The 12,530-nt window shown below is 68.2% G+C and carries 11 protein-coding genes; 3 read left to right on the forward strand and 8 right to left on the reverse strand.

Features of this window, described 5'->3' with window-relative positions; genetic code table 11:
* Genes H4W30_RS23520 through dnaK form a run of 8 tightly spaced genes read right to left on the reverse strand, consistent with a single transcriptional unit; the run spans position 1 to position 8,782 of the window.
* Complete coding sequence (locus H4W30_RS23520) at positions 1-945, reverse strand: Dyp-type peroxidase (RefSeq protein ID WP_192744844.1); 945 nt, start codon at positions 943-945, stop codon at positions 1-3.
* Entirely contained in the window at positions 942-1,289 is a 348-nt protein-coding gene (locus tag H4W30_RS23525) for a hypothetical protein (protein ID WP_192744845.1), read from the reverse strand. Before H4W30_RS23525 ends, H4W30_RS23520 begins: the two co-directional genes overlap by 4 nt.
* Positions 1,290-1,326: 37 nt before the next feature.
* A complete protein-coding gene (locus tag H4W30_RS23530; protein ID WP_192744846.1) occupies positions 1,327-2,577 on the reverse strand; it encodes a PucR family transcriptional regulator in 1,251 nt (416 codons plus the stop codon).
* On the reverse strand, positions 2,574-5,204 hold the full coding sequence (gene clpB / locus H4W30_RS23535; RefSeq protein WP_192744847.1) for an ATP-dependent chaperone ClpB: 2,631 nt from the start codon (positions 5,202-5,204) through the stop codon (positions 2,574-2,576). Before clpB ends, H4W30_RS23530 begins: the two co-directional genes overlap by 4 nt.
* 2 nt (positions 5,205-5,206) lie before the next feature.
* On the reverse strand, positions 5,207-5,518 hold the full coding sequence (locus tag H4W30_RS23540; protein ID WP_192744848.1) for a chaperone modulator CbpM: 312 nt from the start codon (positions 5,516-5,518) through the stop codon (positions 5,207-5,209).
* On the reverse strand, positions 5,515-6,429 hold the full coding sequence (locus tag H4W30_RS23545) for a DnaJ C-terminal domain-containing protein (RefSeq protein ID WP_192744849.1): 915 nt from the start codon (positions 6,427-6,429) through the stop codon (positions 5,515-5,517). The genes H4W30_RS23540 and H4W30_RS23545 overlap by 4 nt, the downstream gene beginning before the upstream one ends.
* The gene (locus tag H4W30_RS23550) at positions 6,429-6,911 is read right to left on the reverse strand and encodes a nucleotide exchange factor GrpE (protein WP_192744850.1); all 483 of its coding nucleotides are present in this window, start codon (positions 6,909-6,911) and stop codon (positions 6,429-6,431) included. Before H4W30_RS23550 ends, H4W30_RS23545 begins: the two co-directional genes overlap by 1 nt.
* A 5-nt stretch (positions 6,912-6,916) precedes the next feature.
* Positions 6,917-8,782: a molecular chaperone DnaK gene (dnaK, locus tag H4W30_RS23555; protein ID WP_192744851.1), complete on the reverse strand. Its 1,866-nt coding sequence runs from the start codon at positions 8,780-8,782 to the stop codon at positions 6,917-6,919.
* Between the two features lie 272 nt (positions 8,783-9,054).
* Here dnaK and H4W30_RS23560 point away from each other — a divergent pair, with 272 nt between their 5' ends.
* Genes H4W30_RS23560 through H4W30_RS23570 form a run of 3 tightly spaced genes read left to right on the forward strand, consistent with a single transcriptional unit; the run spans position 9,055 to position 12,378 of the window.
* The gene (locus tag H4W30_RS23560) at positions 9,055-11,340 is read left to right on the forward strand and encodes an FdhF/YdeP family oxidoreductase (protein ID WP_318780655.1); all 2,286 of its coding nucleotides are present in this window, start codon (positions 9,055-9,057) and stop codon (positions 11,338-11,340) included.
* Entirely contained in the window at positions 11,337-11,765 is a 429-nt protein-coding gene (locus tag H4W30_RS23565; RefSeq protein ID WP_192744853.1) for a hypothetical protein, read from the forward strand. Before H4W30_RS23560 ends, H4W30_RS23565 begins: the two co-directional genes overlap by 4 nt.
* A gap of 25 nt (positions 11,766-11,790) precedes the next feature.
* Positions 11,791-12,378: a hypothetical protein gene (locus H4W30_RS23570; protein WP_192744854.1), complete on the forward strand. Its 588-nt coding sequence runs from the start codon at positions 11,791-11,793 to the stop codon at positions 12,376-12,378.
* Positions 12,379-12,530: the final 152 nt, after the last annotated feature.

The following is a 12,530-nucleotide window of genomic DNA, read 5'->3' on the forward strand; positions in this document are numbered from 1 at the left end:
TCAGCCCCGGACGGCCGGAAGCGCGGGAGGGCCAGCCAGGAAACCGGCCGGTGGAACGAAGTACAGGCCGCCCGTGACCGCGGTGGACACGTCGAGGAGCCGGTCCGGTTGCTCGGCGAGGAACATCCGGGTGAGCATCCGCTCCGTCACTCCCGGGTCGGCGGCGTATCCGCAGAAGTAGGTGCCGTACTCGTCGCGGGCGATGGACCCGAACGGCATGTTGTCCCGCAGAATCTTGCGTTCGGTCCCGTCGGGGCCTTCGATCGTGGTGAGCGCGACATGGGAATCGACGGCCTTCTCCGCGTCCGGGATCTCGACGTCGTCGGCCAGATGCCTGCCCACCGCCCGGTCGCGGTCCTCGACCGGCTTGGCGGTCCACTTCGCCAGGTCGTGCAGGTACTTCTGCACGATCAGATAGGAGCCTCCGGTGAAGCCGGGGTCCTCGTCGGTGACGAGCGCGGCCACACTGGCGGCGTGGCCGACCGGGTTCTCCGTGCCGTCGACGTAGCCGAGCAGATCCCGGCGGTCGAAATAGCGGAAACCGACCGTTTCGTCCTCGACCGAGACCGCGGTGTCGAGCCGGGCCACCACCCGGCGCGCCAGTTCGAAACACGGGTACAGCCGTGTCGCCCTGATGTGCAGGAAGAGGTCACCGGGGGTGGACGGCGCCTGATGCCTGGCTCCGGACAGCGCGCGGAACGGGTGCAGCGACACCGGGCGTTCACCGGTGAAGAGCCGGTCCCACGCCGCCGAGCCGATACCCACGACACAGGTCAGATGCTCATCCGGCAACGGGAACCCGACCGACCGGACCATCCCCGCCAGATCCGGCAACAGGTCGTGTACGGCCGTCTCTCCCCCGGCTCCGATCGTCAAGGTCAGGAACAGCGCGCTTTCGGTCAGTGGCGCGAGAACGGGCTGGGCAAGGTCGTCCGGCGTGCTCACAGCAGACCCGCGTCTTCGGGAGTCACTTCGCAGGTGCGCTCGCGCCGCGTCGAATCGGAGACCTGGACCACCGTGCCGGTCCCGCAGCCGCGCCACGCGACCGCGATCCCTTGCGGCAGTTCGTGATCAGTGCCGATCGCGCCACGGGACGCGGTTTCGGCCGGGCCGACGTGGAAGGTCTGAATGGTCCCGGTGGTGTTTTCCCCGTCGACCTTCGTCACCTCGTAGACGAAGATCGCGACCCGCTGGCCGACGGCCGGGAAATCCGGTGGCCACGGATTGTCGAACAGCCCGCCCTGCGGGGTGCCGATGGTCTTGGCGGTGATCGTGCGCGGCTCGCTCATGAGACTTCCCTGGTTTCGGTGAAAGGGATTGCGGTACTCAGCGCTCGTCGAGCAGAACTGCGTCGGAGTGGCGCGGCGAGCTCAGGCTCAGCGCTTGCAGGGCGGCCACCAGTTCGGCAACCTGCCGGGGCTCGGTCAGCGACCGATCGGTCAGTTCGCGGATCCGGCGCAGCCGGTACCGGACGGTGTTGGCGTGGCAGTGCAGAACCTGCGCCGCCCGTTCGGACGAGCCACCGACGGAGAAGTAGGCATCCAACGTCTCCAGCAGCACATCGCGTTCCTCCGCGGACAGATCGAGTACCGCCCCGAAGACCTCGTCCGCGAGCCGTCGCCCTTCGTCCGGGTCGTAGGCGACGAACGCGGCGAGCGGGCTGGCGCTGAACGCGCGGGCCTCGCGCCGTTCCGGCTGGATGCCGGCGAGGGCCGCGCGGGCGAGATGGAGTGCGCGAGGGGTGTCGGTCAGCGACCGGTACAGCGGGCTGATACCGGTCCGGGCCCTGGCCAGGTCCTGCAGTAGTGCCAGCAGCGCGTCGTACTGCTCCTCGCGCAGCGACACGACACCGGCCTGCTGCGTGGGCGTGAGGTGCCACGCCGAGACGATGCCGAGCCGCGCCAGTTGCCGCTCGACGCCGACCAGGCTCTCCTGGGCCAGGCTCAGTGTTTCCGCGGTGACCACCGCGAGTTTGCCGTCGAGCGAAAATCCCAGTAGCCGTCCAGCTTCCCACGGGCCGGCGTCGAAGACCCGCTGGCCGGTGAACAACGCTTCGGCCAGCGCTGAACGCCGCCGTTGCTGGGACGCGAGCAACTCCGCACTCGTCGCCCGATAGGCCTCGGTGACCCGGACCGCATGGCCGTCGGTGACCTGCCACAGCAGGCTGGCGATGTCGGCCAGCTCGTCCATGGCGTCTTCTGACTCGGACGCGCGGGCGTGCCGTACCAGCAAGTCCCACAGCATCCCGCAGGCGACCCGGTACACCCGCAGTACTTCGGGCAGTGGGGCGCCCTGGTGTGCCCGGCGGGCGCCCGTGTCCTCCGGGGCGTTCTGGTCCGGAACTCCGGTGCCGGCCAGCGCGTCGACCATGAACCGCAGGTTCACCGCGATCGACCGGCGCAGGTCGGCACGCGGCACGATCTTCTCGTCGCGGTAGAGCTCGATGCGCCCGCACACGGCGGCGCATACGTCGTCCACGAGTCGCGGCAGCCGGGCTTCGATCCAGTCGACGAGCGCGGCTGCAACGACGGGCGATCCTTCTCGTACGGGATCGACCGGTGAATCGGGGTCGGTCACGCCTCTTCCTCGGTGTCGGGGTTTCTGCAGGTGACGGTGAGCTTGCCGTCGGTGAGGCCGAGCTGGATCACGGTGCCGTCCCCGGCATCGCCGCCGAGCAGTGCCCGGCCGATCCGGGTCTCCACTTCTCTGGCGAGGAAACGGCGCAACGGGCGCGCGCCGTACACCGGGTCGAAACCCTGCTCGGCGATGTAGCGCAGGGTGTCCATCGGCGCGGCCAAGGTCATCCGCCGTTCCGCCAGCCGACCGCGCAGGTCGGCGAGCATCAGCTCCACGATCCGCTCGATCTCCGGCTCGCTGAGCGGGGTGAACAGCACGATGTCGTCGATCCGGTTCAGGAACTCCGGGCGGAAGTGCCCGCGCAGCGCGGCCAGGACGGCGTCGCGCGCGTCGGCCTTGATTTCCCCGCCGGCGTCGACACCGTCCACGAGGAACTGGGCGCCGATGTTGGAGGTCATGATGACGACCGTGTTGCGGAAGTCGACCGTGCGTCCCTGCGAGTCGGTGAGCCGTCCGTCGTCGAGGACCTGCAGCAGCGTGTTGAACACGTCCGCGTGCGCCTTCTCGATCTCGTCGAGCAGGACGACCGAGTACGGCTTGCGGCGGACGGCTTCGGTGAGCTGGCCACCCTCGTCGTGACCGACGTATCCGGGCGGCGCGCCGATGAGCCGGGAGACCGTGTGCCGCTCCTGGTACTCGCTCATGTCGACGCGGACGATGTTGTCGTCGGTGTCGAACAGGCTCGCCGCGAGCGCCTTGGCCAGCTCGGTCTTCCCGACCCCGGTCGGACCGAGGAACAGGAACGAACCGATCGGGCGGCGTGGATCCTTGATTCCCGAGCGGGCGCGGATGATGGCGTCCGCGACCGCCCGCACCGCCTCGTCCTGCCCGATGACGCGTTCGTGGAGGAGGTCGTCCAGCCGCAGCAGTTTCTCCCGTTCACCCTCCTGAAGCCTGCTGACCGGGATGCCGGTCCACCGTGACACCACGGCGGCGATCTCCTCCTCGGTCACGACCTCGCGCAGCAGCCGCGTACCCGCCTGCCGGGCCGCCAGCAGCTCTTCCTCCCCTACGAGCCGTCGTTCGAGCTCGGGCAGCTTGCCGTGCCGCAGTTGCGCGGCCAGGTCGAGGTCGTAGGCGCGTTCGGCGGCTTCGGCGTCGTGGCGGACTCGTTCGATCTCCTCACGCAAGGCCTGGACCTTGTTCAGGGCGGCGCGTTCGGCCTCCCATTGCGTGCGCATCCCGCCGGCTTCGGCACGCAGATCGACCAGTTCGCGGCGCAGTTCCTCCAGCCGCGCACCGCTCGCCGCGTCGTTTTCCTTGGCCAGCGCGGCTTCCTCGATCTCGCCGCGGGTCAGGCGGCGGCTCAGCTCGTCGAGTTCCGCGGGCATCGAATCGATTTCCGTGCGCAGCATCGCGCACGCCTCGTCCACCAGATCGATCGCCTTGTCCGGCAGGAACCGGTCCGAGATGTACCGGTGGGACAGCACGACGGCGGCGACCAGAGCGCTGTCCTGGATCTTGACGCCGTGGAACACCTCGAGACGTTCCCTGAGCCCCCGGAGGATGGAGATGGCGTCCTCGACCGACGGCTCGTCCACCAGCACGGGCTGGAATCGGCGTTCGAGCGCGGCGTCCTTTTCGATGTACTTGCGGTATTCGTCGGCCGTCGTGGCCCCGATGAGGTGCAGTTCACCGCGGGCGAGCATCGGCTTGAGCATGTTTCCCGCGTCCATCGCGCCTTCGGTGGCCCCTGCGCCGACGACCGTGTGCAGTTCGTCGACGAACAGCAGGATCCGGCCCTCGGCGGCCTTCACCTCGTTGAGCACCGCCTTGAAGCGCTCTTCGAACTCGCCCCGGTACTTCGCCCCGGCCACCAGCGCGCCGAGGTCGAGGGAGAAGACCGTCTTGCCCTTCAGCCCCTCCGGCACGTCGCCACGGTCGATCCGCTGCGCCAGCCCTTCGGCGATCGCGGTCTTGCCGACCCCCGGTTCACCGGTGAGGACGGGATTGTTCTTCGTCTTGCGCGAGAGGATCTGGATCACGCGGCGGATCTCGGCGTCACGGCCGATGACCGGGTCGAGTTTTCCCGCAGCGGCGTCGGCCACGAGGTCGCGGCCGTACTTTTCCAAGGCCTCGTAAGCGGATTCCGGCGTCGCGGAGGTGACGCGCTGATTCCCGCGCACCTTCCGCAGCACCTCCAGGAACTTGTCCCGGGTCAAGCCGGCGGATCGCAACAGCCGTCCGGCGGCGCTCGTGGCGCCCTCCTCAAGCAGAGCCGCGACCAGGTGCTCGACCGAGACGTAGTCGTCCTTGAGCCGTCCGGCCTCACGGTCGGCGGCGTCGAGCGCACGAGCGAGCCGGGCGGTCACGCGCGTTTCGCCGGACGCGGAGCCCGGGCCGGTGACCTTGGGACGCCGCGCGAGCTCGGCCTCGATCTCGCCGCGCAGCGAGGCCGGGTCCGCACCTGCCTCGGTCAGCAACCGCGGGACGAGACCGTCGGGCTGATCGAGCAGGGCCAGCAGCAGATGCTCGCCGTCGACATCGGGGTGGCCGAGCCGCAGCGCGGCGGTCTGGGCGTCGTGCAGCGCTTCCTGGGATTTCTGGGTGAGCCTGTTCGGGTCCATGGTCAGTCTCCGCTGCGTCGAGATCCGGTACGAAGGGCCGCCTCGAGTTCCGCGATGCGGTCGAGCAGGTCGGCGACGAGGCCGACGGCGGCGTAGTTGAGCGGCAATCCGGCACGCAGACGCCGGATCCGGGCCGCGGCCACGAGTTCTCCGGCGGGGAACCACAGTTCTCCGCCGGCGCCGATGGTGGGGTCGAACAGGCCGAGCGCGGTCAAGCGGCGGACCAGTTCCTCGGACAGTCCGGTCGCGTGCGCGAAGGTCCTCAGGTCGAGGTAGGCGGCGCCGGGGTGGCGCACCAGCGCGTAGGTGGTCATCGCCGGTCGGAGCTCCTCGGGTCGAATGCGGACACCGCGGCCAGTCGTTCGAACTGTTCCCGTTCCTCGTCGGTCAGCTCGGACGGGACGACCACGCAGGCCTTGGCGTAGAGATCGCCCGCCGCGCCGCGGGGATGGGGAAGCCCTCGGCCGCGCAGCCGGAGCCTCCGCCCGGTCGACGTGCCCGGCGGCACCTTCAGCTTCGCTTCCCCGCCGGGGATTTCGAGCGTCACAGTGGTTCCCAGCGCCGCTTCCCACGGCGACAGCGGAAGATCGACCGTCAGGTCCCGGCCGTCGACGCGGTACCGCCGATGCGGCGCGAGGTGCACGATCAGGTACAGGTCGCCCGGCGGCGCGCCGTCCGTGCCGCGCCCACCTTGACCGGCGAGCCGGATCCGCTGGCCGTCGGTGACGCCTGCCGGGATGTCGACGTCGATCGTGCGCGGGCCCAGTGTGATCGACCGCTTGCCGCCGCGGTGCGCGTCTTCGACGGTGAGTTCGATCGAGGCTTCCTGGTCCGCGCCGGGCATCGGGCCGTGCCGCCGGGCACGGCCGCCGAAGATCCCGCCGAGCAGGTCTTCGAGGTCGATGTCCTCGGCGCTCCCGAACGGGTTCCCCGATGCGTACGGGCCGCCGCCGGGGGCACCTGATCTGGCCCGTGCCCACGTTTCCGGGTCCATCCCGTCGGGGACCTGCCGGAAATCCGGGCCGAACGCGTCGTAGCGGCGGCGGGTCTCCGGCTCCGACAGCACGTCGTAAGCCTCGGAGATCTCCTTGAACCGGTCTTCGGCGCCGGGGTCCTTGTTGATGTCCGGGTGGTACTGCCGGGCCAGTTTCCGGTATGCACGCTGGATTTCCGCCTGGTCCGCGGTGCGGCTCACCCCCAGGACGGTGTAGAAGTCCTGCGCCATCAGTCCTGCCTCGCCACCACGACCGCGGCCGGGCGCAGCTGGGTCGGTCCCTCACCGTAACCCGGCCGCACCACCTCGACGATCGTGCCCGGAGAGACCTCTCCCGCCTGGACGGTGCTCACGGCCTCGTGAGCGACGGGGTCGAACGGCGTCCCGGCCTCCTCGGCACGCCGGGCGAAGCCCAGCCGCGCCATGACGGCGTCGGCCAGCTCCCGGACGGCCTTGACCCCTTCGACGATCGAGGCGGGGTCGGCGTCCGCGTGGTCCAGCGCGACGTCCAGGTTGTCAAGCACCACAAGCCACGCGGCCGCGGTCCGGATCCGCTCGATGTCGGCGAGCTGTTCGGCCTCGCGCGCCGTGCGTTTGCGGTAGTTGTCGAAATCCGCCGAGACACGCCGCACGTGGTCTTCCAGGTTCTTGATCTGTTCGCGCAGCGCCTTCGCATCGACGTGGTCGTCGTGCGCGGTGTCCTCTGTCGTCATCGTGATCAGGACGTGGTGAACTCGGCGTCGACGACGTCGTCGTCGCCGTCGGCGGGCGGCTTGGCTTCCCCGGGGGTGACCGCGGCGAGACCGTGATAGAGCTGCTGCAGCTCGGCGGTCAGTGATCGGAGCCGGTCGAGGCCGGGTTCCTGGTCGTCCTTCAGCAGCTCTCGCGCGTCCCTGACCAGCATCTCGGCCCGTGCCTTGTCGTGCACGGCCACGCTCTCGCCGAGTTCGGTCAGTCGTCGTTCGACCTGATAGGCGGCCTGGTCGAGCGTGTTGCGCGCGTCGACCAGCTCGCGGAGCCGTGCGTCTTCGGCCCGGTGCTCCTCGGCGTCGGCTACCATCCGCTCGACTTCGGAACCGTCCAGATTGGAGCTCTCGCTGATGGTGATGCGCTGTTCGGCGCCGGTTTCCTTGTCCTGCGCGGAAACGTTGAGGATGCCGTTGGCATCGATGTCGTAGACGACCTCGATCTGCGGGACGCCGCGCGGGGCGGGACGGATGTTCTCCAGCCGGAACCGGCCCAGCACCCGGTTGTCCGCGGCCTTCTCGCGTTCGCCCTGGAGCACCACGACGTCGACGGCGGACTGGTCGTCCTCGGCGGTGCTGAATGTTTCCTTGCGCCGGGCGGGGATCGTGGTGTTGCGCTCGATGACCTTGGTCATCATGCCGCCGAGGGTCTCGATGCCGAGCGACAGCGGCGTGACGTCGAGCAGCAGGACGTCCTTGGCCTCGCCCTTGATGATCGCCGCCTGGACCGCCGCGCCCAGCGCGACCACCTCGTCCGGGTTCACCGTCATGTTCGGGTCCTTGCCGCCGGCCAGGCGGCGCACCAGTTCCTGCACCGCCGGGATCCGCGTGGATCCACCGACCAGGATGACCTCGTCGATGTCGTTCGGCGAGAGTTTCGCGTCGGAGATCGCCTGCTCGACCGGGCCGCGGCACCGTTCGACGAGGTCCGCGGTGATCTGGTCGAACGTCGACCGCATGAGCGTGGTGTTGAGGTGTTTCGGTCCGGAGGCGTCCGCGGTGATGAACGGCAGGTTGATCGTCGTGCGGGTGACCGACGACAGCTCCTCCTTGGCCTTCGCCGCTGCTTCGAACAACCGCTGCAGGGCCTGGGGGTCCTTGCGCAGGTCGATCCCGTGGTCCCGCTCGAACTCGTCCGCGAGGTGGTCCACGACGCGCCGGTCGAAGTCGTCACCGCCCAGATGGGTGTCCCCCGCGGTGGACCGCACCTCGACGACACCGTCGCCGATGTCGAGCACGCTCACGTCGAACGTGCCGCCGCCGAGGTCGAAGACCAGCACGGTTTCCTGCTGTTTCTTGTCCAGGCCGTAGGCCAGTGCCGCCGCGGTCGGCTCATTGATGATCCGCAGCACTTCGAGCCCGGCGATCCGGCCGGCGTCCTTGGTCGCCTGACGCTGGGCGTCGTTGAAGTACGCGGGAACCGTGATGACGGCCTCGGTCACCTTCTCACCGAGGAACTTCGACGCCTCGTCGACGAGCTTGCGCAGGACCAGCGCCGACACCTCTTCCGGGGCGTACTGCTTGCCGTGCACGTCGAAGCGGACGGCCCCGTCCGAGCCGGGGACGACGTCGAAGGCGACGGCGTCCAGTTCGCTCGAGACCTCGTCGTGGCGGCGCCCGACGAACCGCTTCGCCGAGGAGATCGTGCCCTTGGGGTTCAGGATCGCCTGACGGCGCGCCAGTTGGCCGACCAGCCGTTCACCCGAGTCGGTGTAGGCGACGACCGACGGCGTCGTCCGCGCGCCGTCGGCGTTGGCGATCACCACCGGCTGCCCGCCCTCCAGCACCGCGATCACCGAGTTGGTCGTCCCCAGGTCGATGCCTACCGCTTTCGCCACGGCGTGTTCCTTCCAGCGCAGTCGCTCACACGAATTCCCTTGTCGGGAGCAGTGAATTCGTGAACCGGTCTACTTGAGGCCGTTAAGGGCGTCAAGACGGAAAGAAGTGCACCGAAATTGCGACCAGGCACTTTCCGCGAGCGTTGTGGGGTGCCACTAAAAAGTTTGTCATCCGGTCACAACCAGTCGTTCACAATTGTGCTCGATGCTGCCCGAATGCGTCTCTCGTGCTTGAATCGGAACCGGAACGAAGGCATGCCGAGAGGATGACGGTGACAGAGCGACACGGGGACGGGCCGGACGGACGCAAGCCGGAGTTCAAGCCCTACCACCATCCGGCCGCGGGCTGGGGCGCGGCGAAGAGCGTGACGAAGTTCCTCGTGCAGGAAAAGGAGCTGGTGGCGGGTCCGCAGGCGATCCTGCGGATGAATCACGAGAACGGCGGCTTCGACTGCCCCGGCTGCGCGTGGCCCGACGACACCAAGGGCCTCCATCTGGACATCTGCGAGAACGGGATCAAGCACGTCGCCTGGGAGATGACCCGGAAACGAGTCGGCCCGGAATTGTTCGCCGAGCACACGGTGTCCGAACTCCGGAAATGGAGTGACACCGAACTCGAGGCACACGGCCGGCTGACCGAACCGATGCGCTACGACGCCGGAATCGATCGATATGTCCCAATTTCCTGGCAGGAGGCGTTCGATCTCGTCGGCAGCACACTGCGCGGACTGGATTCACCGGATCAGGCGGCGTTCTACACCTCCGGCAGGCTCGGCAACGAAGCCACGTTCCTATACCAGCTGTGGGTGCGGGAGTACGGCACGAACAACCTCCCCGACTGCTCGAACATGTGTCACGAGGCGAGCGGGCGGGCGCTGCAGGCCGCGATCGGCACCGGCAAGGGGACGGTCGACATCCACGACTGGGAGGAGGCCGACGCACTCTTCATCCTCGGGGTCAACGCCGCCTCGAACGCGCCGCGCATGCTCACCGCGCTGGCCGAGGCCTACCGCCGGGGCGCCCAGATCGTGCACGTCAATCCCCTGGTCGAGGCGGGAGCGACCCGCACGATCATCCCGCACGACTTCGCGAGGATGGCCACCTTCCGCGCCACCCCGACCTCGACCCTGAACCTGCAACCGCGGATCGGCGGCGACATGGCCCTCCTGCGCGGGATGGCGAAGGCCCTGCTGGAGATGGCCGAGACCGACCCGGAGGCACTCGACACCGAGTTCCTCGCGGCTTACACGTCCGGATTCGAGGAGTACCGCGCCGTCTGCCAGGAGATCCCGTGGGCCGAGCTGGAGCGGCAGTCGGGCCTGACCGAGTCCCAGATCCGCGCCGCGGCCGGGGTCTACCGCTCGGCCGAGCGCACGATCATCAGCTGGTGCCTCGGCGTGACCCAGCACGAACACGGCGTGGACACCGTGCGCGAGATCGTGAACCTGCTGCTGTTGCGCGGCAACCTCGGCCGCCCTGGCGCCGGGCCCTCGCCGGTACGCGGGCACAGCAACGTCCAGGGCAACCGGACGTGCGGCATCGACCATCGACCGTCCGCCGACTTCCTCGACCGGCTCGCCGAGGTCTGCGGGATCACGCCGCCACGGCACCACGGGCTCGACACCGTGAACACGATCGAGGCGATGCACCGCGGTGACGTGAAGGTGTTCGTCGGCATGGGCGGCAACTTCGTGCTCGCCGCCCCGGACACGCCCTACACCGCGGCCGGGCTGGCCAAATGCGAGCTGACCGTGCAGGTCAGCACGAAGCTCAACCGCAGCCACCTCGAACACGGGAAGCAGGCCCTCATCCTCCCCTGCCTCGGCCGCACGGAACGGGACCTCCAGGCGGCGGGGCCGCAGGCCACGTCGGTCGAGGACGCGATGAGCATGGTGCACCTCTCGGTCGGCAAGCGGACGCCGGCGTCGCCGTATCTGCTGTCCGAGCCCGCGATCATCGCCGGGATGGCCCGCGCGACCCTGCCGGACAGCGCGACGCCGTGGGAGGACTACGTCGGCGACTACGACCGCATCCGCGACACGATGTCTCGAGCACTGGACGGGTTCGAAGACTTCAACGAACGGGTGCGGCAGCCGCTCGGGTTCCGGCTCCACCAGGCGGCACGCGAACGGGTCTTCCATACCCCGTCAGGCAGGGCGGAGTTCTCCACCGCGGACGTTCCCGACGTGGTCCCCGCCCCGGGGACGCTCGCACTCGGCACGATGCGGTCACACGATCAGTGGAACACCACGATCTATTCCGACAACGACCGCTACCGCGGCATCAAGAACCTGCGCACGCTGATCTTCCTGAACGCCGCGGACATGCGCGACCGTGGTCTGTCCGAGTTCGATCCGGTCGACATCACGAGCACCGCCAAGGACGGCACGACCCGCTCGCTGAAGGGCTACCTCGCGGTGCCGTACGACATCCCGCCCGGCTGCGCCGCCGGGTACATGCCGGAGATGAATGTTTTGTGCGCCATCGGCGACTACAGCATCCAGAGCGATCAGCCGCTGATGAAGCATCTGAAGGTGACGGTCGAGCGTTCCCGATGAGACCCGATCCGCTCCGCCTCGACGACATCCGCCAGTACGAGGTCAGCGCGCGAGCCCACTCGGGATTCCCGTTGAGCAGCAGGGAGTTCGCGGGCGAGGCGAACGAGCAGGAGTGGAAGTTCTACGTCCACAGCACCGAAACCACGGTCGCGCTACGGGCGCGGCTGGCGATGGAAACCCCGGACGCGAGCTACGTCGTGGACGCCGTCGTGCGCTACCGCTCCGCGACACCGTTCACCGCTGAACCATCCGTCCTGCAGGACTTCCTGAACGGCGAAGCGATGCCGACGCTGTACCCGTTCATCCGCGAGGCACTGCACGAAGCGGGGCGAAAGATCCGTGCCGAAGCGATTCTGCTGGGCACCTACGACCCTCGCGCCTCGCCGATCATCGTGGGCGCCGATGAACTCGACCCAGCCCCTTAGCCGACGAATCGAGGTTTCCCAGGACATGAACGACGACGAACCATCGCAGAGACAAATCGAAATACTGTCCACCTGGACCAGGTCTCTGCGCAGCGAGCTGGACCGGATGCGAGAAATCAACTTGCGCTTGCGCCGGCAACTCTCCACCAGTAATACGGGATTGCAAGCCGACGAGGAAGAGAACAGGCACAAGCATCTGTCTCTTCGGTTCGCGAACCTCTTGCAACAGTCCTGCCGTCGGCTGGTCGCGATCTCGCTCGCCGGCACAGGCGAACCTGCCGACGCCGAGCGGATCGCCATCGAACTGAGCCGGGTGGCCAGGATCCTGCTCTCCGAATCGGCATCACCTGCCGGATTGTGCCGTCACCTGGGCCTGGACCCCGGCACCTATGGGCCCGACATCGGTGAACTCCTCCTTCAGATCGCCGCCGTCGCCGGCAGCCTGCCGAACGCACAGTGGGACTTCCAAGCGACCATCGGCGCACCACTCGACGCCCGACGGCAAGCACCCTGGGAAACCTGCGACCCCGGAGCACCGGTGAAGTTCGTCGTGACCCCTTCCTGGCGATCCGGCCACCGCGTTCACATCAGGCAGACCGTATACACCGACTGACCCTGTCATCGGAAACAAACATTTTTGTAGACGATATTCATCCCTGTGGATTTTCCTATACTGACACCATGTCCAACAAAACACCGCACGAAGAAGAAATCGAAAAAGAGGAAGAGCGAAGCGAGGAAGAGAAGCAACGGCTCGAAGAGGAC

The organism is Amycolatopsis roodepoortensis (genome assembly GCF_014873915.1).
In the GTDB taxonomy this organism is placed as follows: Bacteria; Actinomycetota; Actinomycetes; order Mycobacteriales; family Pseudonocardiaceae; genus Amycolatopsis; species Amycolatopsis roodepoortensis.